Source organism: Catenulispora sp. MAP12-49 (assembly GCF_041262705.1).
Taxonomy (GTDB): Bacteria; Actinomycetota; Actinomycetes; order Streptomycetales; family Catenulisporaceae; genus Catenulispora.
Window position 1 is genome coordinate 1 of record NZ_JBGCCP010000023.1, and the last position, 21,290, is coordinate 21,290.

The following is a 21,290-nucleotide window of genomic DNA, read 5'->3' on the forward strand; positions in this document are numbered from 1 at the left end:
CCCGGAAGCCGCCCTCGACTGCGCTGCCGGGCTCTACCTCGGCGAACCGACAGCCTGATCAAACCCCCGAAGAATCAACGCGGCGCTGCACTAGCTCTGTTGGTGCTAGCTCTGTCACTGCTACCTCGGTCACTGCCACCTCGATCCAGGACAGCCCCGGGCCGCTGCTGTGCGCGACGCCGGCTGCCATCCAAACCCTGCGCCATGAGGCACCGGAGCAGGCCCGGGCCTGGCGGTTCGCCGTGCGTCGCGCGCTCACCGAGGCGCTCGCCGACGGCTACCACATCACCGGCTTCACGCGCTCCGGCTGGTACTTGCTCGACTGAGATCGGCAGCCGACTCTCGCTGAATCCGACGTCTGCTGAAAGGGGGATGTGCCCATGACCGACACCGATCTCGACGGCCTCCTGCCGGAACTGGTCGCCCTGCTAGACACCGCCACCCGGGAGAACCACGTGCCCGGCGCGGCCGTCGCGGTCAGCGACGGCGACCAGGTGATCGAGCTCGCCACCGGCGTGCTGAACCTGAACACCGGCGTGGCCGCGACGCCCGACTCGCTGTTCCAGATCGGCTCGATCACCAAGACCCTCACCGCGACGCTGACCATGCAGCTCGTCGAGGCGGGCCTGGTGGACCTGGACGAGCCGGCGCGCACCTACGTGCCCGAGCTGACGGTCTCCGACCCGGCCGCCGCCGAGTCCGTCACGGTGCGCCAGCTCCTGAGCCACACCAGCGGCCTGCCCGGCGACGTCTTCACCGACTTCGGCCGGGGCGACGACGCGGTGCTGCGCTACGTCGAGGGCCTCAAGGACCACGACCAGATGTACGAGCCGGGCCGGATGTTCTCCTACTGCAACGCCGCGTACTCCGTGCTCGGCCTGCTGGTGCAGCGCATCAGGGAGCTGCCGTCGTGGGAGGCGGCGCTGCGCGAGCACCTCATCGCGCCGCTGGGCCTGACGCACATGGCCGCTCTGCCGGAGGAGGCGCTGCTGTTCCGCACCGCCGTCGGCCACCTCGACGGCCCCGACGGCGGGCAGCAGGTCGCGCCGATCTGGCAGCTGCCGCGCTCGGCGGCCCCGGCCGGCGCCTCGACCGCCGCTCGCGCCCGGGACCTGATCGCCTTCGCCCGCGCCCACATGAACGGCGGCCTGGCCCAGGACGGCACCCGGATCCTGAGCGAGGCCTCGGTGGCCGCGATGCGGGAGCAGCAGGTGGCCCTGCCCGGCAGCGGCAACCTGCTCGGCACCGGCTGGGGCCTGGGCTTCGCGCTGATCGACCGCCCCGGCGGCCTCGTGGTCGGCCACGACGGCGGCACCATCGGGCAGACCTCCCGGCTGCGGTTCGCCCCCGACAAGGGCGTCGCGTTCTCCGTGCTCACCAACGGCGGCGACGCGCTGCCGGTGTTCGAGGCCGTGGAGCGCGCGGTCTTCGGCGCGCTGGCCGGCATCGAGGCGCAGAGCCGTGACGTGCCGCCGCAGCCGGCCGTCCCGATCGAGGCCGAGCCGTTCCTCGGCAGCTATGCCGACGCCGGACAGCGGGTGGACATCGTCCGGAGCCACGACGGCGGCCTGCAGGCCGTCCTCACCCCGCTCGGCGCGATCGCGGCCCTGACCGGCCCCGACCCCCAGTACAAGCCGCTGGTCGGCTATACCCCGTCCTCGCTGCTCGACGCCGAGCCCGAGCGGGGCCGGTACCTGGAATACGCCGTTCCCGAGGTCGACGAGCAGGGCCGGGCCACCCACCTGTTCCTCGGCGGTCGCATCCACACGCGCATGTCTGACGCCGACGCGTTGCGATACCCCCTGCTCGAAAACAGGCCCGACGTCCGGCCGACCGTTGATCATTCCCCTCCGGCCGATGTCGATCTAGGGTGAGCTCCGTGCGCACCACCCCTGACGTCACCTCGCGAGCCGCGCTCGGCCGGGTCCTGGACCACCTCGGTACCACCCTGCTCGATCTGGCCGCCGGCGATCCGGGATGCGCGCCGGACGTCGGCGGTGTCGTCATCCACGACCCGCTCGACGAGCCGGCGCTGCCGCCGGGCGCGCTGGTCCTGGGGGTCGGCGTGCGCGGCGCGGCCGAGACCTGCGAGCTGCTGGAGCGGATCGCGGCCGACGGCGGGGCCGGGCTGATCGTGCGGGCCCCGGCCGAGGTGGACGACCAGGTCCGCCGGACCGTCTCGCAGACCGGCACGGTGCTGCTGGGCCTGGTGCGCGGCGCGTCCTGGGCCCAGCTGACCTCGCTGCTGCGCACCCTGCTGGCCGAGGGCGACGTGGTTCCCACCGAGGCCGAAACGATCGGCGGCGTCCCGGCCGGCGACCTGTTCGCCCTGGCCAACGCCATCAGCGCGCTGCTGGACGCGCCGATCACCATCGAGGACCGCAGCTCGCGCGTCCTGGCCTTCTCCGGCCGCCAGGACGAGGCGGACCAGTCGCGGGTGCAGACCATCCTGGGCCGCCAGGTCCCCGCCGACTACACTCGGCTGCTGGAACAGCGCGGCTACTTCCGCGAGCTTTACCGGCACGAGCGCCCGGTCCTGATCCGGGCCGAGGCCTTCGGCCTGCCGACGGTGACCCGGGCCCGCCAGGCGATCGCGGTCCGCGCCGGGGACGAGATCCTCGGCTCGATCTGGGCGGCCGTCGCCGAACCCCTGCCCCCGGCCCGCGAGCAGGCGTTCATCGAGGCGGCCAAGCTCGTCGCCCTGCACCTGCTGCGCATGCGCGCCGGCGCCGACGTCGAGCGCCGGCTGCGCGCCGAGCTCGTCTCGATCCTGCTGGAGGGCGGCCCGGCGGCGGCCGACGCGGCGACCCGCCTCGGCCTGGCCGGCCGCGCCTGCGTGGTCGCCGCGGCCGCCGCCCCGGAAGGCGCGCAGGCCGAGGGCGCCCGCGAGCTGGCCCGCTTCGAGACCGCACGCCAGCAGGCCCTGGACACCCTGGCCGTCCACCTCTCGGCGGTGCACCACGGCTCGGTGGCGGCCGTGCTGGGCGGTGTCGTCTACGCGGTCCTGCCGGTCGACACCTCCGACGAACAGGCCGCCGAGCAACGGGTCACGACCGTCCTGAAGGAGTACCAGGAGCGCACCGGCGGCACCGACCTGGTCGGCATCGGCCGCATCGCCCTGGACCTGCACGCGGTGCCCCGGTCGCGGCAGGACGCGGACCGCGTCCTGCGGGTCCTGCGGCGCCGGCGCTCCCGCCGGACGATGGCGAGCCTGTCGGAGGTGTACGCGGAAGCGCTGCTGATCGACGTGGCCGCGGCCGACGGCCACAGCCCCTCGGGACCGGTCGCCGGGCTCGCGGAGTACGACCGGGAGCACAACAGCAGCCTGGTGGAGACGCTCACGGCGTGGCTGGACGCGTTCGGGGACATCAACGCCGCGGCCGAGGCGGTTCACATCCACCCGAACACGTTCCGGTATCGGTTGCACCGGATCGCGGAGATCGGGGATGTGGACCTCGGCGATAGCGAGTCGCGGTTTGCGTTGATGCTGCAATTGCGATTGCTGGACGCTTAGGCGCGTTGCTCTTAGGCTCATTGCTCTTAGAGCCGTCGCTCTCAGGTTCGTCGAAGGTCCCCAGCCTCATCGCGCGCACCTCGCGCGACGCGAGCGGCATCGTCGCCGACGCCAGCGTCAAGGCCGCCGCCGCACACAGCACCGGTGCCACGCCGAAGGCGTCGGCGAGCGGGCCGGCCACGGCGTAGCCGAGGGGGATCGGCAGCAGCTGGACGAGTCCGTTCACCGCGTTCATGCGGGCCAGCAGCTCATCGGGGATCGCCAGCTGGCGGTACGTCGACCAGGCCAGGATGCTCATGTCGGTGCCGATGCCGGCGGTCGCCGTGCCCAGCACGACGACCCACGTCGGGGCCGCAGCCGCCATCGCGATGAGCGGCACGGCCATGTACGCCGATCCCGCCGCCATCACGACTCCGACTCGCTGTGGACGCCAGAGGAACGCGCCGAGGGAGCCCGTCAGCAGACCGACGGCGAACCCCGCCGAGATCTCGCCCCAGGCGACCGCGCCGCCGTGGGAGCGCAGTGCGTACACAGGTCCGAGCAGCTGGAATCCGACCAGCCAGCCGAGTACTCCCACCGCGCTCTGGGCCACCACGATTCGCAGCCAGGGCCGCGCCCAGAATTCGCGCACGCCCTCGGCCAGGCCCGCGGTGAACTTCTGCGCGCGGGCCGTGACCTCCTCGGCGGGCAGCCCGGTCATGATCAGTGCCGCGCCGAAGAACGTCGCCGCGTCCCACGCGATCGCCCAGCCCGGCCCGACCGTCGCGACGACCACGCCCGCGATCGCCGGCCCGGCGACCTTGAACACGTTGAATGCCATACGCAGCAACGCGTTCGCGTCGCGCCGCAGTGCGGCCGGGACGAGTCGGGCGACCGTCCCCTGCGCGGCCGGGGTGATGAAGGCGTTGGCCGTCCCGCCGAGGAAGGCCAGGAGCACCAGCTCGAAGACCCGCGCGCTTCCGGACAGCACGACGGCCGCGACCGTCCCCTGGACGCAGCCCGCGGCCACGTTGGCGAAGATCAGGACCCTGCTGCGCGGCACCCGGTCGGCCAGCGCGCCGCCGAAGAGCAGGAACAGCACCTGGGCGCCGACGTTCGCCATCAGCACGAAGCTCAGGTCGGCCGCCGACCCGCCCAGACGCAGCACGGCGAAGGCCAACGCCACCGGCGCCATCGCGGTGCCGGTGACCGACAGCACGCGGCCGGCCCAGAAGCGGCGGAATGCGGGTACTGACAGCGGAGCCAGGCGGTTCATCGCGCCCCATTAAAGCAGGACGGCAGATGAACTTGACGTCGGACTCAAGTAGGCTCGGCCCATGACTGACATCACCGGGCTGCCCGTGCGCCCGAGCTCGTACGAGGACCTGCAGGACCTGCTCGGCAAGGAGATCGGGCCCACCGACTGGTACATGGTCACCCAAGAACGCATCGACGCGTTCGCCGCCGCGACCGGTGACGACCAGTGGATCCACGTCGACCCCGAGCGGGCCGCGGCCAGCCCGCTGGGCACGACCATCGCGCACGGCCTGAACTACGGCTACGACAAGGTCCGCTTCCCGGCACCCCTGCCGTCCGGAACCCGGGTCCGGATGCGGCTCACGCTCCAGGGCGCCGACCGCGTGCCCGGCGGGATCCAGGTGCGGAGCCTGCAGGTCGTCGAGGCCGAGGGGATCGAGAAGCCGGTCGTGGTCGCCGAGGCTTTGGTGCGGATCGTCGAGTAGGGGCGACGGATTGTCGGCGGATTGTCGGCGGGTTGTCGGCGGATTGCTGGCGGAACGGGCGCAGGCCGGCCCCAAGCCGCGCCGGCCGGCCGCACATCGCGCGGCAGGCCGCGGCTCACCCGTCAGCCAGCCGCTGAATCGTCCGCCCCAGCCACACCCGCAGCGCCTCCGCGTCGCCGAGCTCCGAGCGCAGCACCCGTCGCCGCGTCGACACGCCGAGTACGAAGGCGTCGATCGCGGCGGCCCGCTCCCGTGCCTGGTCCTCGTCCAGGCCGCTCGCGCGCAGGTGTTGCCGCAGCGGCTCCAGGGAGTTCGCGTCGAGGAAGGTTGCCAGGGCTTCGGCCGCCTCGGGGCGCTCGCCCGACGCCCGTTGCAGCACCAGCAGCGGATCCTCGCCGGGTGCCCCGAACCAGCGCTGCACGATGCTCGCCGCCAGGCGTTCGCCGAGGGCGGCGCGGTCGCCGTCGAAGGAGTCCGAGACCGGGATCGTCACCCGGGCCGCCGCCAGGAACAGGCCGTCCTTGCCGCCGAAGTAGCGCGTGATCAGGTTCGGCGACACGCCGGCCGCGTCGGCCACGCCCTTGACCGTGATCGCGGCGTATCCGTGCTGCGCGAACTGGCGGCGGGCCTCCTCCAGGATCCGCTGCCTGGTGGCGGCCGCGTTGCGGGAAGTCATGTGTACGAGCATACACATCGATGTGTATGCTCGTACACATGACGGACGACCTGTACACCCGGATCCGCGCGGCCCGGCGCGTGGCCACCCCCTGGAGCGGCGACCGGACCCGCGGGATCACCGCCGGCCGGCTCGACGAACTGCTGGAGCGCTGGGCGGACGGCTACGACTGGCGCGAGCACGAGCAGCGCGTCGGCGGGTACCCCTGGCAGCCGGTCACCGCCGGCGGCATCGAACTGCGGGTGATCCACCAGCGCGCGGCCGACCCCGGGGCCCCGGTCGTGGTGCTGCTGCACGGCTGGCCGGACTCGGTCCTGCGCTTCGAGCGCGTGCTGCCGCTGCTGACGGATCTGCACGTGGTCGTCCCCGCGCTGCCGGGCTTCCCCTTCGCGCCCCCGCTCACCGAACCGGGCATGTCGGCCAACCGCGTCGCGGCGGTCGTCGCCGAGGCCCTCGCCGAACTCGGCTACCCGCGCTACACGCTGTCCGGCGGCGACGTCGGCGGCACCGTCGCGGAGATCATCGCGGCCGAGCACCCGGACCGCGTGGCCGCGCTGCACCTGACGAACGTCGCCCCGCAGCGCGCCCTCACCGCCGACCCGGCCAAACTCGCCCCCGACGCGGCGGCCTACCTGGCCCGCACCGGGCAGTGGTTCCGCGCCGAGGGCGGCTACATCGCCGAGCAGTCGACCCGCCCGAACACCCTCGCCGTCGCGCTCGGCGACTCCCCGGCGGGCCTGGCGGCGTGGATCGTGGAGAAGCTGGAAGCATGGTCCGACGCCGGGGCCTTCACCATCGACGATCTCCTCACCTGGGTCAGCGCCTACTGGTTCACCGGCACCATCGGGACCTCGTTCGCGTCCTACACCGAGCCGGCCACGATGCCCGGCCGGCTCGACACCCCGACCGTCCTCTCGGTGTTCCCACGCGACACCAAGCCGGAGCCGCGAAGCTACGCCGAGGCGTTCCTGAACGTCCGCGAGTACGTGGAACACGATGCCGGCGGCCACTTCGCCGCATGGGAGAACCCTGATGACTATGTGAGGGATCTGCGACGTGCGGTGGAGATCGGAGCCTGAGAAGGTGGGCGCCCCCGACTTCTGTGTGGGTGAGTTCCTCGTGTGGGTGCGGCTGGGGTGGGGGCGCTCGCCGCGCAGGCGCCGCCGGAGGCGCTCTTCAAGCTCTTGACTGTGGCCTTTGACTGTCGCAGTAGAGCCGACCACCTGCCCACACCACCGCCGCCCCGCGAAACCAGCACCACCCCCGACCCGCGCCACCAACGGATCCGGCAAACCCCGCGCGAAGCCGTCAAGAAACGCCTGCGCCTGTCAGCCCACGAACAAACCGCAACCAGCGGTCTTCGGGTTCCTGGCGTTCCTGTTGTTGCCGGTGCTGATTCGCCGTCGACGGTGTAGGGATAATCCGGCTTCACGCCAGTATCCGTACACGACCGGACACACGACGCGATACCGTCTGCCAGTGCCGATATCAGAGTCCCCACATCGCACGAAGATATTCATCGCCTCGGTGGCCCTGCTGATGGCGATCGCCGGCACCGCGGTGGTCGTGGCGTATCAGGGCCGGCCGACGGCGCGCGCGGGGGTGAAGGGCACGGTGGTCCTGGACCAGCCGGCCGGCCTGAACACCGGCCCGGGGTACTTGCTGTACAAGACGACGGTCGCGGGTCCGGACGACGGCACGCTCGCCGAACGCCCCCTTTCCGCCGATTCCAGCAGCGTCGTGGGGACCCCGACGCTGTCCAACGTCCAGTGCGACCGGTCCTACACAGCGTCCGGAATCCTGTTGTGTCTGCGGGCCGACGACAATCTGGTGCGCGTCGCCGACGTCGCGGTCTACGACAAGACCTTCAAACTGATCAAGAAGCTGCAGGCCCCGGGCATCCCGAACCGCGCACGCCTGTCCGCCGACGGCCGCATGGCCGCCTGGACCACCTTCGTGGCCGGCGACGCCTACAACGGACCGGCCTTCTCCACCCGGACCTCGATCCTGGACCTGAGCACCGGGAAGCTGACCGACTCGCTGGAGACTTTCGCGATCACCTTGCAGGGCAAGCCCTACCACGCGGTCGACGAGAACCTGTGGGGCGTGACCTTCGCCGCCGACGACAACACCTTCTACGCCACCCTCGGCACCGGCGGCCGCACCTGGCTGGTCCGCGGCGACGTCGCCGCCCACACCCTGACGACGCTGATCGACAACGTCGAGTGCCCGTCGCTGTCCCCGGACGGCACCCGGATCGTCTTCAAGAAGCGGGTGTCGAACGACGCCTGGAAGATGTGGCACCTGACGGTGCTGAACCTGGCGACCCTGGCCGAGACGCCGCTGGCCGAACAGCGCAGCGTCGACGACCAGGCCGCCTGGCTCGACGACCACACGGTGATGTACGCGGTCCCGCAGTCGGGGGGCAGCGGGTACGACGTGTGGTCGGCGCCGGCCGACGGCTCGGGGAAGGCGACGCTGCTGGCGCCGAACGCGTTCTCGCCGTCGGTCACCTCGGGGTGAGGGCGGTCAGCTGACGGAGCGCGAGGTTCGCCGCGGCGAGCAGTTCGTCGCGGGACGCGCCGAGGGTGGACCGTACGGACAATCCGTGCCAGAGCGCCTGGACCAGTCCGGTGAGCGCGCCCGCCGAGGTGTCGGCGGGCAGTTGCCCTTCGTCCACGGCCTGTTCGATGCGGGCCCGGAGCATCTGCTCGTTGTCCCGGTGGAGATCGGCGATGTAGGAGCGGACATCGAGCGCCTCGCCGCTGTCAGCGAACACCGCGCTGCTGATCAGGCATCCGGGGTGATCATCAGTGGGCTGGGTGAACTCGCGGACCGAGCGTGTCAGGACGTGGTCGAGGACGGTGAGGACCTCGCGTTCGGCGACGGCTTCCCGGTAGATCTCGCGGTAGCGCTCGGCGTAGGTCCGCACCGCGACCTCGAACAGGGCCGCCTTGCTGCCGAACGCGGCGTACAGGCTCGACGTGGAGATCCCGATCGCGTCGGTGAGCGCGCGCGTCGAAGTCCCCGCATAGCCGCTCTCCCAGAACAGGCGGGCCGCGGCCAGCACCGCCCGGTCGCGGTCGAAGGCGCGAGGCCGGCCACGCCGCCCGGATGCGATCATGGGTTGCATTATAGAGCGTCTGCTCCATAATCAATTTATGGAGCGATCGATTCAGAAAACGGTGCCGGTCTCCCAGGACTCCACGGTCACCGTCGACATATACGGAGACGCCGACGCGCCGGGCCTGGTGATGGTCCCCGGCGTCATGAGCGACGCCCACGGCTGGCGCCACGTCGCCCGCTCGATCCACGCCTGGCCCTCCGTGGCCGTGCTCAACCGGCGCGGGCGCGCGCCGTCCGGTCCGCTGCCGTCCGGTTATACGCTCCACACCGAGGTGTCCGACGTGCTCGCGGTCCTGGACGCGCTCCCCGGGACCGAGGCCCTGTTCGGCTGGAGCTACGGCGGCCTGATCGCCCTCCTGGTGGCCGGCGGCAGGCCGGTGCCGCAGGTCATCGCCTACGAACCGGTCATCGCCCCGTTCGCGCACGACGCGCTGCCCCAGCTCGCGCAGGCCGCCGCCGACCGGGACCGGGACCGCAGCGTCGAGATCGTCAACACGCTGATCTCGGGCTTCCCCGCCGAGCACGTCGAAGCCCTGCGGTCGAACCCGCAAGACTGGCAAACGCTGCGGCGCCTGAGCGAGCCCCTGCACGCCGAACTGACCGCGCTCAACGAACTGCCGCCGCCGGACACGCTCGCCGAGCACGCGCGACGCGTCGACCTGATCATCGGCGAGACCAGCATCGGCACGGCACCGTACGGCACGTCGTCCGAGGACGTCCGGCGCCGCATCCGCCAGGGCCACGCCCAGCCCGCCCGCGTCGAGAAGCTGCCCGGACAGGGACACCTCGCCCACGTCGACGCGCCCGCCGCACTCGGCGGGCTCATCGACGCCCTGGCTGCGCGGCCCTGATCGGCTGCCGGCCGGCCGGTAGAGTCGTCGGCCTCAGTCAGCCTCAGTTGGCCGCGGTGAACCGCTGCCGCCGGTAGGCGGGCTTCTCGATCTCGTCCAGCATCGCGACCGCGTAGTCCTCGGCGGAGATGGTGTCGCCGGCGGGGGAGTCGGCCTCGGTCTTGTACGTGCCGGTGCGGGTGCCCGGCTGGATCACCGGGGCCGGGCTGAAGAAGGTCCAGTCCGCGCTGTCGCCGAGGCCGCGGATGTAGTCCAGGGCCTCGGCGCCGATGAGGGCCTCGGCCTTGTACAGGTCGGGGAACTCCGGGTCGTCGACCAGGCGGTGGCCGTTGACCAGCAGCGAGCCCGCGCCGCCGACGACGAGCAGGCGCGCGTCGCCGAGGTTCTCGGCCAGGGTGCGCAGCTGGGCCAGGAACTCGCGGCGGTCGCCGCCGGTGCGGCTGGGGCCGATGGCCGAGACGACCACGTCGGCGTCGGCCGCGACGCGCTTGGCGGACTCGGCGTCGCCGGCGTCGGCCTGGAGTGCGCGCACGCCCTCGGGCAGGGCGCCGCCGGAGCGGGTGATGCCGGTGACGTCGTGGCCGCGGGTCAGGGCCTCGGCCACCACCCGGCTGCCGATCATGCCGGAGGCTCCGTAGACGGCGATCTTCATGGTCGTTCTCCCTCGTCGTGGTTCGTTGTGGTGTTTCGGTGTCGCTGTTCGGTCTCACTGTCGCGTTGCCTGCGACAGTAACCATTGGTAACTGATTACTTCAACGTGCTATAAGTACCTCATGGTTACTATCACCCCTCCCCGGCTGGTCGACCGCTTCCGGGCGCAGCGCCGGACCGGTGAGCGCGGGGACCTGTTCGACGCCGACTGCCCGACCCGGCTGCTGCTGGACCGGATCGGCGACAAGTGGACGGTCCTGGTCGTCCTGCTGCTCTCCGACGGCCCGATGCGCTTCACCGAGCTGCGCACGCACCTCGGCCGCGTCGCCCCGAAGGTGCTGACCCAGTCGCTGCGCCGCATGGAACGCGACGGCCTGGTCACCCGCCGGATCTTCGCCGAGGTCCCGCCGCGTGTGGAGTACACCCTCACCGAGCTGGGCCACTCCCTGGCCGAGCCGATCGCGGTGATCGGCGACTGGGCCGAGCTGAACATGCCCCGGTTCATCGCCGCGCAGCAGGAGTACGACGCCGCGCACGCCGCCTCGGAGGAGGACGTGTCGGACCGGCCCCGCTAACGCTGGCCGACCCGCAGCCCGCCCTGGTACCGCCCCGGCGTCTGCCCGACGATCGCCGTGAACGCCTCGATGAAGCTGGTCGGATTCGCCCACCCGCACAGCGTCGCGGTCCCGGTCACCGACCGGCCCTGCGCGAGGTGCACCAGCGCGTGCTGGACCCGCAGCAGCGTGCGCCACTGGTGGAACGACATCCCCAGCTCGGCCCGGAACAGCCTGCTCAGCGTCCGCTCGCTGGCGCCCACCGCCCTGCCGAGCTCCGTGAGCGTCGCCGGATCGGCCGGATCGGCGTGCAGCCGGCCGGTGGCCGCGAGCAGCCGGTCGTCGGCCGGCTCGGGCAGGTAGAGCGAGTTCTCGGGCAGGTCGAGCAGTTCGTCGACGGCCACCTGGAGCAGCCGGGCCCCGACGCCGGGACGCAGCGCACGGCCGTCGGTGAGCTTGAGCACCACCTCGCGCAGCAACGCCGACACCGCGAACACGCTGGGATGCCCCGGAAGCCCGCCGCAAAGCTCATCCGGCAGCTCGACGATGCCGATCTCGGTCTCGGCGTAGGCACGGTGGTGGTGCTCGAAGCACGGCGGTGTCCAGGAGATGCGGTCGGCCGGCGAGACCCACGTGCCGCGCTCGGTCGTGGTGGCCAGGACACCGCTGGCCGCATAGAGGAGTTGGCCCTGCGCATGCGAATGCGGGGCGATGGCTTCGCCGTGGACAAGCGCCCACCGGCCTTGGCGGCTTTCCGGCATCACTGGTCAGGATAGCGGTAGCAGGCCAACCCGGGGATGAGCGACGGTGATGATATGCCCGATAGCCGAAACACCGACCGCCAAGCCAACACCGACCGCCAAGCCATCGCCGACCTCATGACCGGCTGGATCCACCGCGACCGCCACGACTGGAACGCCCTGGCCGCCCTCTTCCACGAAGACGCCACCCTCAGAATCCTGTGGTTCTCCGGTACAGCCCGCGAATTCATCGAACGCTCCCGCCGCATGGCCGAGGGCCCATTGCGCAGCAAGCACTTCATCGGCACCCCGACGATCGAGTTCGCCGGCGGCCGCGCCCTCGTCGAGACCAACGCGATCCTCCTGGCCGACCACACCGCCCTCGGCCTCGGCGCCACGATCCACAACCGCTTCCTGGACCGCGTCAGCCGCCGCGACGGAGCCTGGCGTATCGAGCACCGCGACTCCGTCTACGACCTGGGCGGCTTCACCTACCTTCGGCACCGGCGCGGCCGAGGACGTCGACTCCGAAGCCCTCCGCCGCCGCCACCCCCGCGAATACGCCGCGCTCGCGTACCTGCTCGAAAGCAGCGGCGCCACGGTGACCGGCACGTTCCCGACCCGCTTCAGCGAGCAGGAACAAGCCATCCTCACCGAGGGCCGCGCCTGGCTGGCTGCCTAACCGGCTGCCTGAACAACTCCCCTCACGCCGGCATCGGCAGCAGCATCACCGGCGCCGTCGTCGGCTGCGCCGAACCGCCGGCCGGCTCGACCGTCAGCCCGATCGTCTGCGCGTCGCCGAGCCCGTGCGCCAGCACCGAGTCGAACGCCTCGGACTTCACCGGCACCAGACCGCCCGACCGCGCCCCCGAGGGCCCCATCATCCACAGCTGATACACCTTGCCCGGCGACAGCTGCGACAGGCCGCTGACCGTGATCGCCGCCTCGTCGCGGGAACGGGACACCAGCACCCTGCCGTTGCCGCCGGTGCTGACGCTCACGCTCTCGGCGTGCACGTCCGGGGCGGCCAGCAACGAGGTGATCGCCGTGCCGCGCTCGCGCGCCTGGTCGATCTGGTTCTGCTGGTCGTTCAGCCGGACGCCCAGCACCGCGACCACCGCGGCCAGCCCGGCCGCCAGGCCCCAGCCCAGGGCGGTGAACCAGCGCCGCCGCGGCCGACGCTCGCTCTGGCGCGCCGGGACGTGGCTGATGATCGGCGGGATCTGCCGGGTCACCGCGATCCGCGCGTCGACCGCCGCCTTCAACCGCGCCGGCGGAGTCTGGGCCGCGGCCGAGGCCAGAAGCGCCGCGGTCTCCTGGAGCTCGGCGACCTCCTGCACACACGTGGGGCACTGCGCCAGATGGCGCTCGAACGCCTCCAGCTCGGCCGGCTCCAGCGCGTGGCACACATAGGCCCCGGTCAGAGAGTGGACCTCCGGATCCATCGCGTTCATCCTCCCACCCCCAGGCAGTCGCGCAGGCGGGCCAGGCCGTCGCGCAGACGGGTCTTCACGGTACCCAGCGGGCTGCTTAACAGGTGCGCCACCTGCGAATAGGTGTAGCCGCCGTAGTAGGCAAGCGTCACCGACTCACGCTGTAATTCCGTGAGGCCCTCCAGACAGCGCCGCACCCGCTCCCGGTCCAGCCGCGCCTCCACCGCCTCCACCACCTCGTCGAACGGCGGCACGACCTCCAGCTCCGCGGCGCGCGCCTCACGCCGGGCCGCAGCGTCGACGGACCGGACGCGGTCCACCGCGCGCGCGTGCGCCATCGTCAGCGCCCAGGCGCGCGCCGAACCCCGGGCCGGGTCGAAACGGCTGGCGGTGCGCCAGATCTCGACCAGGACCTCCTGGGCCACCTCCTCGGCCTGCGCCGGATCGCGCAGGATCCGGCGGGCCACCCCGAGAATCGGGCCGGACAGCTGCTCGTACACCGCGTCGAAGGCCCCGCGATCGCCGAGGGCCACGCGGTGCAGGTGCGTCTCCAACGTCGCCTGCTCCTCCGAAGCGGTTCTGGAGCTGGCACGTCCGAGCATGGGCTGTGGTCTCCAGTCCTCGAAGTCGTCTGGGGCGCGACGGCGCGCGGCCTGACCCAATTCTCGCCTCACGACAGCTATTCGGTGCCCAAGCCGTCCCGGATTGGTCCGGACGTGTCGGGATTCCAGAATCGGAGCGATTCTGCCGATCCCCGATCGAGTGAAGCGCCAAGCCGTTCCAATCCACGGCGCGCGCTGTTCCGAACGGCTGGCATGAGGCGCTTCGGGAGGACGGCCGGCACGGCGGTGGCACGGACGGTGCGGCGGGGCGCGGCCTTCGCGCTGCCCGGCGCGGCGATCGGCCTGATCACGGCCGGTCTCGCGGTCGGCGTGGGGGAGCTGGCGGCGGTGTGGTCCGGGCCGCAGACGGCCCCGGCGATCGCGGTCGGCTCGTCGGCGATCGACCTGACGCCGACGCCGTTGAAGGAGTTCGCGATCCGGCACTTCGGGACCGACGACAAACTCGTCCTGCTCACCGGGATCTACATCACGCTCGGCCTGATCGCGGTCGCCGCCGGCATCATCGCCGTGCGCCGCCTGGCCGTCGGGGCCGCGCTGGTCGCGCTGTTCGGTGTGATGGGCGCCTGGGCGGCCTTGTCACGTCCGACGTCGCAGGGCGGCGATCTGTGGCCGTCGCTGCTCGGCGCGACCGCCGCGGGGGCGGCGATGGTGCTTCTGGTGCGCAGCTATCGGGCTGCGACCGCACCACCGCCGGCCACGCCGTCGCCTTCGCGCCTGCCGGTCTGGGCTCAAGGCCGCCGGGGGTTCCTGGCCTTGGCGGTCGGCACGGCCGGTGCGGCAGCGGCGACCGGACTGGTCGGCCGCGTCGCGGTGGATCGGCGCTACAACGTAGCGGTCAAGCGTTCCCGCGTACGGATCCCGACGCCGGCCGTCCGCGCACCGGCGATCCCGGCCGGCGCGCATCCCAACGTCGTCGGCCTGTCCGAGTTCATCACCCCGAACTCAGAGTTCTACCGTGTCGACACCGCCCTGGTGTTGCCGCAGGTGGACCCGGAGGCCTGGACGCTGCGCATCCGCGGCATGGCCGACAAGCCGTTGGAGCTGTCCTTCGCCGAGTTGCTGGCCCGGCCGCTGATCGAGCACGACCAGACGCTTTCGTGCGTCTCCAACGAGGTCGGCGGCCCCTACGTGGGAACCGCGCGCTGGATCGGCGCCTCGCTGGCGGACTTGCTGCGCGAGGCCGGCGTGCAGCGCGGCGCGGACCAACTCGTCGGCCGCTCCATCGACGGCATGACCATCGGCACCCCGGTCGAATCAGTGCTCGACGGCCGCACCGGCCTGCTCGCGGTGGCGATGAACGGCGAGCCGCTGCCGATCGCGCACGGTTTCCCCTGCCGCATGCTGGTTCCCGGCTTCTTCGGCTACGTCTCGGCGACCAAGTGGCTGGTGGATCTGGAACTGACCACCTTCGCCGCATACGACAGCTACTGGGTCCAGCGCGGCTACTCGAAGGTAGCGCCGGTGAAGACAGCCTCGCGCATCGACGTGCCCAAACCGTTCGCTCACCTCCCGGCCGGCACGGTCACCGTCGCCGGGGTCGCCTGGGCCACGCACCGGGGCATCGACGCCGTCGAGGTCCGCTCCGACGGCGGCCCGTGGACGCTCGCGCGCCTGGCGCAGGCCGACACCCCTGATACCTGGCGGCAGTGGACGTGCCATCTGGATCTGCCGCCGGGCCTGCACAAGCTCGAGGTCCGCGCGACCGACGCCACCGGCGCCGTGCAGACCGCGCAGCGCGCCGACACCTTCCCCGACGGTGCCACCGGCTGGCATTCGGTGGTCTTCACCACGACGTGAGGGCTGTGGCGCCAGCACTTCGCAACTCGCAAGAATTCATGAAAAACATCGACCAATCCGCATCCACCACGGTTCCGAATACCAACTGTCAGCAGGACCCGGACACACCTGAATCAAGGAGCTGAACATGTTCTCCACCCGCAGCAAGACCGCCGCCGCTCTGCTGTGCTCGGCGGCGATCGCGGTGAGCGCGAGCGCGTGCAGCAGTAGTTCCAGCAAGCCCTCCGCCGCCCCGGCCGCGTCGTCGTCGAGCTCGATGGCAGCCGCCGGCTCGTCCAGCTCCTCGGACATGAGCACGAGCACGAGCACGAGCACGGCGAACTCGGCCGACGCGCCGTTCGGCACGGCCTGCTCGGCGGTGCCCACCACCGGCGCGGGCAGCTTCACCGGCATGGCCACGGCCCCGGTCGCCACCGCCGCCTCGAACAACCCGGTGCTGTCGACCCTGGTGACGGCGGTCCAGGCGGCCGGTCTGGCCGACACCCTCAACAACACCCAGGGCATCACGGTGTTCGCGCCGACCAACGACGCGTTCGCCAAGATCCCCGCCGCCACCCTGAAGTCGGTCCTGGCCGACAAGGCCCAGCTCACCAAGATCCTGACCTACCACGTGGTCTCCGGCAGGCTCACGCCGAGCCAGCTGGCCGGCACCCACACCACGCTCGAGGGCGGCACGGTCACCGTCACCGGCTCCGGCCAGTCGTTCAAGGTCAACGACGCGAACGTGGTCTGCGGCAACGTGCAGACCGCGAACGCCACCGTGTACATCGTCGACTCGGTGCTGATGCCGCCGACCAGCTGAATCAGGACTCGATGAAGGACCCGACGACGCGGGCCCGCCGGAGGTGTCGGAGCCCTCTGACATCCTGATGCCGATCAAGGGAAACGGCAGGGGTGGTGGAGTGAAGTACGAGCCGACGACCGAGCTTCCGGCGGCCGTGATCGACGCGATCGCGCAGGTGGTGGCGGAGGAGCTGGGCCGGGTGGCGCAGCTGGTTCCGCCCTCGCCCGCGGCGGAGTTGGGGCGGGTCGGCCAGCCGCAGCCCGACGGCGGATCGCGCCGGCCGAGGCCGCTCCAGAGCCCGCCGGGTTCTCAGCAGGGCTCCGCCGCCAGGGCCGGGTTGGCCGGCCTCCCGCAGCTGGTCGCCGAGCGCTTGCTCGGCGCCCTGGAGATGACGGTGGCGGCACTGGATCCCCTGGTGCCGCAACTGGTCGAGGTACTGCCGGAAGCGGGCCCGCGCTCGGGCCGGGTGGCCATCGCCACGGTGGGCAGCCAGAGCGAGATGCTGTTCGAGCTGGCCAGGCTGGAGTCCGTCGTGCCCGGCGCCACCGCCATGGTGGCCCACGTCGTGGCCGCCGTCGCCGAGCACCCCGCGGTGGCCCCGCAGCTGGTCGGCACCGGTTCGGACGAGGCCGCGATCGCCGCGTCCCACGGTGCGCGGCACCTGGCGCTGACGGCCGTCGTCGCCACGATCGTGCTGCGGCCGTTGTGGCCCGCCGTCACGGCCACCGCGATCATCGGCACGGCACTCGGGGTCGTGGCGCCGATCCTGCGCGACGCGCCGATGCCCGCCGCGTACGCCGACATGGTGCTGGCCAAGCGCCGGGCCGAATACCTGATGCCGCGTCATGGCAGTGGCCGGGCCGTCGTCACCGATCACGTCTTCACGCTGGCCGAAGGACCGCTGGCGTCCGTTCCGGACTTCTCGGAGAACGGCTTGGTCGCGGTGCTTCCCGACGGCATCGCCGTTCGCGCAGCGCAGGAATCCGGTTCCGTCTCCGTCTCATCGCACGTGGTCAAGGATCCGCCGCAGGTGGATGCCTCGATCTGGGACGAGATCGTCGAGCTGAGCTGGCGAGCGCCGGCCGGTGGCGCGGCTCTGTCCGGCGCCGGCGAGACCAACCAGATTTCCCAGACGGTACAGATTCCCCAGACGGTACAGATTTCCCAGACGATACAGATCACGCCTCCGTGGCCCGGCGACTACCGGGTCCGGGTCTGCGCGCGCGGCCGGGACGAGGAGAACGGCCAGGAGTACTACGACTTCGTGGTCTGGCATGCCGAAGCCGCCGATCCCGTGGTGCACAAGCAGTCCGACCGGCTCGGCCACCTGCTGCGCGGCGAGCCCGTGCCCGTGGTGCCCGCCGCCCCGGACGAGGTCTACCGTTGGGTCGAGTCGAGCTACCTGTCCGAGGCCGCCACGGTCACCTTCGTCGCCGACAAGACCGGTTCCGAGGTGCTGCGCGCGTTCGGCGCCGACGAGTCCGCGCCGACCCCGATCAAGCAGTTCCACGACCGGCACTACAGCAACGTCGATCCGTGGGTCTGCGTCCTGGACGTGCCCGGCGGCGCGGTCGCCGTGGAGTTCAACGGCTGGCAGGGCAGTGACAGGCCGGTCCTGCGCGCGCTGTCCTCGCCGGGGAACCGGGCCGGCGGCATGTTCTGGAACGTCAACGCGGTGACCCGGTTCTCCTTGGCCCGCAACGGGGACGTGCTGACCAACACCGAGTTCTACCGGGACCACATCGAATCCCCGGAGGCCCTCGAACTCCTGGCCGGCCTCGACCTGGAAGGCCGGCACCGAAAGGCCGTCGGCCTGCTGGCGGCGAGCCGGTTCACCGGCGTCTGGCTGTCCGCCGAGGATCTGGCCCGCATCGAAGCCGTCGACATCGGCTACCCGATCCTGCCGCTGCTGCCCGAACTGTATGCCGAGCAGCGCCTGCCCGACGGCTCGCGAAGCTGGCCCGGCCACGGCCCGCTCGGCGCCGACACCGACCGTCTGGCCACCCTGCCGGACGGCGAACTGCGCGAGTTCGCGTGGTGGGCCGCGGCCTTCGCCGTCGAGCACTCCGAGCTGTCCGGGCACCCGGCCGTCACCGCGATGCTGGCAGACCGCGCCTTCTCGCCCGAGGCCGAGGACCTGGCCCGCCGTTCCCAGCTCCACGACCACCTCAAGCACCGCTGGCTGTGGATGGCTTTGCACGAGGCCACCAACCCCGACCCGCTCGGCGCCGCCATCCGGTCCCTGGACGCGGCGCGTTACGCCGTGGCCGGCCATGCCGCCGAACTACTGGACCAAGCGCGGGCCCGGCTGCCGCGGCTGCCTGGCCCGCCTGGCCCGCCTCGGTAGTGGACCCGGGCCCTCGACCATGGGCAAGCTGTCCAGGGAACACCGGCGATCAGTTCACGGGGGCGTCAGGCATGTCGAAACTCGGTACGGCGGTCGACACACTCGTCGAGCAGCTGGAATCGTACGAGGCCCGGCTGAGCGAACTCACGGCGACCGTCACCGCTTTGACGGAGAAGGTCGCCACCCTCGAAGCCCGGCTGGTGAAGGCGACGACGGCCGACGTGGGATTCGAGCTCGTGCCGATCCGCGACGAGGCGACCATCGCCCTGGCCGAATACCGGCGCCAGCTGGACGACGTGTCGTTCGCGCCCGAGGCGGACGGCGTCACCTCGGCCATGCGGGCCGAGCACTACGCGGCGGTGGACGCCGTGGCGCGGGCGTCGAGCTGGATCGCGCAGACCGGGCCGACCCGCGACAAGGAGATCTACGCGGCCATCGGCGCCGGACGCAAAGCCCTGATCCGCCTCACCGCGATGCTGGAACACCGGCCGGTCCCGCAGCCGCTGCTGACCGCCGACGAGCTCTCGGGCTTCGTCAACGCCGCGACCGACGTCCACACCGGGGACCGGTTCCGCTGGGAGGGCGACGGCGACGCCGAGTTCCTGCTGGACCGGCCCGCATCCGGCAAGCCGGTGCTGCTCGAGGTCGCCTCGCTCGGCCAGCCCCATCAGGAGGTGGAGGCCATGCAGATCGTGCGCACCGACCGCGTACTGAGGGAACGCGGTTGGAGCACTGTCCGCCGCGGGTCTGCCCGCAGGGAGATGGTGAGCTCTGAGGTCACCCATGTGCGCGTCAAAGGGAACGCGCCCTGGTGCGTACGAGTGATCCAGCCCTACGAGCTGCCGCCGATGGGCCGCGTGACGAACGGACAGGGCGAGGCCTGGTTCCGGCACACGATGGGCGCCAGGAAGATCACGATCCAGGGCACGGAGGGCGGGTCGCTGGACTTCGTGCCGGACTGCGACTGCAGGGGTGTCTGCACCAGATACGGCCACTACAACATGAAAGACGTCGGTCACTACTATGGCGACTTCCGCGAGGACCTGAACCTGCCGCGCCGGACCGGCATGCTGCACGTGGCGATGCGCCGGAAATCCTTGTGGTCCATCACCGTTCTCGACGACCAGGGAGCCCTTCCCCCGGGAGTCGCCGGCGTCGTGGACCGGGTCCGCTCATGGCCGGGAACCCGGTCATGAGCGGACGGCCGCCAGCTCTCCGCGCAGCCGGTCGGCCTCGGCTTCGGCGCGCTCGGCGCGGGCTTGGTGAGCGGCTGACGCGGCTGTGAGGGCCTCGGCCCGGTCGTCGTAGGCCTTCTCCAGGCGGCGGAGTTCCTCGGCGTGGCGGCGGGCCTCGTCCTCCTTGGCCTGGAGGGCTGCGACGGCGCGTTCCTCGGCGCGGCCCTGTTCGATCTCGGCGTGCTGCTGTGCTGCGCGGGCGGCGGCGACGTCCTCGTCCGCGCGCTGCTTCACCTCTTCGAAGAGCTTGCCCATCGCTTCGACGAGAGTGTTCAGATTCTCCGGTTCCTGCGTGGTCGTTATCGCATCGAAGACCTGCTTCATAGTCTCTTCGGTGTTCGTCTGTTCGGTCGTCGGCTCCGACTGTTCGCCGCTCATCCGCCGCCCCCTCGTGAATAGTCAGGGCACGAACGTACCTCCCCGTCCTACGTCTTCGGCGGCCTGGGAATGAAGCCGCTGGTCCGCGCCGCGTACTCGGCGTACCCGGGACGCGTCTTCTTCAGATGCGCCTCCACCAAAGGCTTGCCGCTGCCGGAGGTCAGCAGCCACGTCATGAGCACCGGCGACAGGATCGTCAGCAGCGTGGGCCAGGCGCCCACACCGATGAGGAACAGGCCCCACCATACGCAGGCGTCGCCGAAGTAGTTCGGGTGCCGGGTGTAGCGCCACAGGCCCTCGGTCATGAGGTGGCCCCGGTTCGCCGGGTCGGCTTTGAAGCGGGCCAGCTGCCAGTCGCCGGTGGCTTCGAAGCCCAGGCCGAGCAGCCACAGCGCCACCCCGATCACGGCCGCCGCCGTACCCGCGGCCGATGCGCCGGTAGCCACCAGGCCGACCTGTACCGGCAGCGAGATGAACCAGACCAGGACCGCCTGCAGCACGTAGACCCGGGTGAACGCGGTCCACGCCGGGTTGCCGCCGGCCTTGGCCAGCATCGCGGCGTAGCGCGGGTCCTCCGGGGCGCCGAGTCCGCGCCGCGCGATGTGCACCGAGAGCCGCAGCCCCCACCCGACCGTGCAGACCACCAGCAGCCAGCGGCGCCAGCCGTCGCCGTGGTCGGTGGTCAGCGCCGCCGTCACGACGGCGACCAGCGCGAAAGCCGATCCCCATGCGGCGTCGACGTAGCGGTGGCGTCCTCTGGCCATGCCGACGACGAACACACCGCTGAACGCGACCAGCAGCACCGCCACGTCGATCGCCGAGACGGCGGCGAAGGCCCCCACGGATTCGGCCCGCATCTG

General features: G+C 71.5%; 19 protein-coding genes and 3 pseudogenes. 13 read left to right on the forward strand and 9 right to left on the reverse strand.

Features of this window, described 5'->3' with window-relative positions:
• The 3 genes and pseudogenes from ABIA35_RS32780 to ABIA35_RS32790 all read left to right on the forward strand — a co-directional run.
• A pseudogene (locus ABIA35_RS32780) lies at positions 1–326 on the forward strand (hypothetical protein); the annotation flags it as partial.
• 54 nt (positions 327–380) lie between these two features.
• Positions 381–1,874 carry a serine hydrolase domain-containing protein gene (locus tag ABIA35_RS32785; RefSeq protein ID WP_370360544.1) on the forward strand — a complete coding sequence of 498 codons (1,494 nt, stop codon included), beginning with the start codon at positions 381–383 and terminating at the stop codon, positions 1,872–1,874.
• A 5-nt stretch (positions 1,875–1,879) separates the two neighbouring features.
• The gene (locus ABIA35_RS32790; protein ID WP_370360545.1) at positions 1,880–3,514 is read left to right on the forward strand and encodes a PucR family transcriptional regulator; all 1,635 of its coding nucleotides are present in this window, start codon (positions 1,880–1,882) and stop codon (positions 3,512–3,514) included.
• A gap of 100 nt (positions 3,515–3,614) precedes the next feature.
• Here the strand turns inward: ABIA35_RS32790 and ABIA35_RS32795 are convergent.
• Positions 3,615–4,769, reverse strand: a pseudogene (locus ABIA35_RS32795) (MFS transporter); the annotation flags it as partial.
• A 61-nt stretch (positions 4,770–4,830) separates the two neighbouring features.
• Between ABIA35_RS32795 and ABIA35_RS32800 the strand changes: the two are divergent.
• Positions 4,831–5,235, forward strand: coding sequence for a MaoC family dehydratase (locus tag ABIA35_RS32800; RefSeq protein WP_370360546.1), 405 nt, complete (start codon positions 4,831–4,833; stop codon positions 5,233–5,235).
• A gap of 115 nt (positions 5,236–5,350) precedes the next feature.
• Here the strand turns inward: ABIA35_RS32800 and ABIA35_RS32805 are convergent, their stop codons facing one another.
• A complete protein-coding gene (locus ABIA35_RS32805) occupies positions 5,351–5,911 on the reverse strand; it encodes a TetR/AcrR family transcriptional regulator (protein WP_370360547.1) in 561 nt (186 codons plus the stop codon).
• 38 nt (positions 5,912–5,949) lie between these two features.
• Between ABIA35_RS32805 and ABIA35_RS32810 the strand changes: the two genes are divergently transcribed.
• Together ABIA35_RS32810 and ABIA35_RS32815 are read left to right on the forward strand one after the other, a co-directional pair.
• Positions 5,950–6,990, forward strand: coding sequence for an epoxide hydrolase family protein (locus tag ABIA35_RS32810; protein ID WP_370360548.1), 1,041 nt, complete (start codon positions 5,950–5,952; stop codon positions 6,988–6,990).
• Between the two features lie 400 nt (positions 6,991–7,390).
• Positions 7,391–8,434, forward strand: coding sequence for a YncE family protein (locus ABIA35_RS32815; protein WP_370360549.1), 1,044 nt, complete (start codon positions 7,391–7,393; stop codon positions 8,432–8,434).
• On the opposite strand, the gene ABIA35_RS32820 is transcribed toward ABIA35_RS32815, so the two are convergent.
• The gene (locus ABIA35_RS32820) at positions 8,421–9,032 is read right to left on the reverse strand and encodes a TetR/AcrR family transcriptional regulator (protein ID WP_370360642.1); all 612 of its coding nucleotides are present in this window, start codon (positions 9,030–9,032) and stop codon (positions 8,421–8,423) included. The genes ABIA35_RS32815 and ABIA35_RS32820 overlap by 14 nt on opposite strands.
• Before the next feature lie 40 nt (positions 9,033–9,072).
• Between ABIA35_RS32820 and ABIA35_RS32825 the strand changes: the two genes are divergently transcribed.
• Positions 9,073–9,888, forward strand: coding sequence for an alpha/beta fold hydrolase (locus ABIA35_RS32825; RefSeq protein WP_370360550.1), 816 nt, complete (start codon positions 9,073–9,075; stop codon positions 9,886–9,888).
• 43 nt (positions 9,889–9,931) lie between these two features.
• On the opposite strand, the gene ABIA35_RS32830 is transcribed toward ABIA35_RS32825, so the two are convergent.
• Positions 9,932–10,540, reverse strand: coding sequence for an NAD(P)-dependent oxidoreductase (locus ABIA35_RS32830; protein ID WP_370360551.1), 609 nt, complete (start codon positions 10,538–10,540; stop codon positions 9,932–9,934).
• A 121-nt stretch (positions 10,541–10,661) separates the two neighbouring features.
• Here ABIA35_RS32830 and ABIA35_RS32835 point away from each other — a divergent pair, with 121 nt between their 5' ends.
• Entirely contained in the window at positions 10,662–11,114 is a 453-nt protein-coding gene (locus tag ABIA35_RS32835) for a winged helix-turn-helix transcriptional regulator (RefSeq protein ID WP_370335078.1), read from the forward strand.
• Here the strand turns inward: ABIA35_RS32835 and ABIA35_RS32840 are convergent.
• Positions 11,111–11,854 (reverse strand): helix-turn-helix domain-containing protein, encoded by a 744-nt coding sequence (locus ABIA35_RS32840; RefSeq protein WP_370360552.1) that lies wholly within the window; start codon positions 11,852–11,854, stop codon positions 11,111–11,113. The two genes, ABIA35_RS32835 and ABIA35_RS32840, sit on opposite strands and share 4 nt — an antisense overlap.
• A 117-nt stretch (positions 11,855–11,971) precedes the next feature.
• Here ABIA35_RS32840 and ABIA35_RS32845 point away from each other — a divergent pair.
• A pseudogene (locus ABIA35_RS32845) lies at positions 11,972–12,235 on the forward strand (nuclear transport factor 2 family protein); the annotation flags it as partial.
• 302 nt (positions 12,236–12,537) lie between these two features.
• On the opposite strand, the gene ABIA35_RS32850 reads toward ABIA35_RS32845, so the two are convergent.
• Together ABIA35_RS32850 and sigK are read right to left on the reverse strand one after the other, a co-directional pair.
• Positions 12,538–13,287 (reverse strand): anti-sigma factor domain-containing protein, encoded by a 750-nt coding sequence (locus ABIA35_RS32850; RefSeq protein ID WP_370360553.1) that lies wholly within the window; start codon positions 13,285–13,287, stop codon positions 12,538–12,540.
• Positions 13,284–13,868, reverse strand: a complete 585-nt coding sequence (gene sigK, locus ABIA35_RS32855) for an ECF RNA polymerase sigma factor SigK (RefSeq protein WP_370360554.1) — start codon at positions 13,866–13,868, stop codon at positions 13,284–13,286. Before sigK ends, ABIA35_RS32850 begins: the two co-directional genes overlap by 4 nt.
• Before the next feature lie 246 nt (positions 13,869–14,114).
• Here sigK and ABIA35_RS32860 point away from each other — a divergent pair, with 246 nt between their 5' ends.
• The 4 genes from ABIA35_RS32860 to ABIA35_RS32875 all read left to right on the forward strand — a co-directional run bounded on the left by ABIA35_RS32860 (position 14,115) and on the right by ABIA35_RS32875 (position 20,013).
• Positions 14,115–15,686 carry a molybdopterin-dependent oxidoreductase gene (locus ABIA35_RS32860; protein ID WP_370360555.1) on the forward strand — a complete coding sequence of 524 codons (1,572 nt, stop codon included), beginning with the start codon at positions 14,115–14,117 and terminating at the stop codon, positions 15,684–15,686.
• A gap of 127 nt (positions 15,687–15,813) precedes the next feature.
• Complete coding sequence (locus tag ABIA35_RS32865) at positions 15,814–16,488, forward strand: fasciclin domain-containing protein (protein WP_370360556.1); 675 nt, start codon at positions 15,814–15,816, stop codon at positions 16,486–16,488.
• 100 nt (positions 16,489–16,588) lie between these two features.
• A complete protein-coding gene (locus ABIA35_RS32870) occupies positions 16,589–18,817 on the forward strand; it encodes a DUF6461 domain-containing protein (RefSeq protein WP_370360557.1) in 2,229 nt (742 codons plus the stop codon).
• Between the two features lie 71 nt (positions 18,818–18,888).
• Entirely contained in the window at positions 18,889–20,013 is a 1,125-nt protein-coding gene (locus tag ABIA35_RS32875) for a hypothetical protein (protein ID WP_370360558.1), read from the forward strand.
• Here ABIA35_RS32875 and ABIA35_RS32880 read toward each other — a convergent pair.
• Positions 20,008–20,430 (reverse strand): hypothetical protein, encoded by a 423-nt coding sequence (locus tag ABIA35_RS32880; protein ID WP_370360559.1) that lies wholly within the window; start codon positions 20,428–20,430, stop codon positions 20,008–20,010. The genes ABIA35_RS32875 and ABIA35_RS32880 overlap by 6 nt on opposite strands.
• Positions 20,431–20,477: 47 nt before the next feature.
• Complete coding sequence (locus tag ABIA35_RS32885; RefSeq protein ID WP_370360560.1) at positions 20,478–21,287, reverse strand: DUF1295 domain-containing protein; 810 nt, start codon at positions 21,285–21,287, stop codon at positions 20,478–20,480.
• Positions 21,288–21,290: the final 3 nt, after the last annotated feature.

Excerpts from the sequence above, each read along its gene's own strand:
- ABIA35_RS32785 (WP_370360544.1), top strand. The coding sequence starts at position 381 with ATGACCGACACCGATCTCGACGGCCTCCTGCCGGAACTGGTCGCCCTG.
- ABIA35_RS32800 (WP_370360546.1), top strand. The coding sequence starts at position 4,831 with ATGACTGACATCACCGGGCTGCCCGTGCGCCCGAGCTCGTACGAGGAC.
- ABIA35_RS32805 (WP_370360547.1), bottom strand. The coding sequence starts at position 5,911 with ATGACTTCCCGCAACGCGGCCGCCACCAGGCAGCGGATCCTGGAGGAG.
- ABIA35_RS32810 (WP_370360548.1), top strand. The coding sequence starts at position 5,950 with ATGACGGACGACCTGTACACCCGGATCCGCGCGGCCCGGCGCGTGGCC.
- ABIA35_RS32825 (WP_370360550.1), top strand. The coding sequence starts at position 9,073 with ATGGAGCGATCGATTCAGAAAACGGTGCCGGTCTCCCAGGACTCCACG.
- ABIA35_RS32830 (WP_370360551.1), bottom strand. The coding sequence starts at position 10,540 with ATGAAGATCGCCGTCTACGGAGCCTCCGGCATGATCGGCAGCCGGGTG.
- ABIA35_RS32835 (WP_370335078.1), top strand. The coding sequence starts at position 10,662 with ATGGTTACTATCACCCCTCCCCGGCTGGTCGACCGCTTCCGGGCGCAG.
- ABIA35_RS32840 (WP_370360552.1), bottom strand. The coding sequence starts at position 11,854 with ATGCCGGAAAGCCGCCAAGGCCGGTGGGCGCTTGTCCACGGCGAAGCC.
- ABIA35_RS32850 (WP_370360553.1), bottom strand. The coding sequence starts at position 13,287 with ATGAACGCGATGGATCCGGAGGTCCACTCTCTGACCGGGGCCTATGTG.
- sigK (WP_370360554.1), bottom strand. The coding sequence starts at position 13,868 with ATGCTCGGACGTGCCAGCTCCAGAACCGCTTCGGAGGAGCAGGCGACG.
- ABIA35_RS32865 (WP_370360556.1), top strand. The coding sequence starts at position 15,814 with ATGTTCTCCACCCGCAGCAAGACCGCCGCCGCTCTGCTGTGCTCGGCG.
- ABIA35_RS32875 (WP_370360558.1), top strand. The coding sequence starts at position 18,889 with ATGTCGAAACTCGGTACGGCGGTCGACACACTCGTCGAGCAGCTGGAA.
- ABIA35_RS32880 (WP_370360559.1), bottom strand. The coding sequence starts at position 20,430 with ATGAGCGGCGAACAGTCGGAGCCGACGACCGAACAGACGAACACCGAA.
- ABIA35_RS32885 (WP_370360560.1), bottom strand. The coding sequence starts at position 21,287 with ATGCGGGCCGAATCCGTGGGGGCCTTCGCCGCCGTCTCGGCGATCGAC.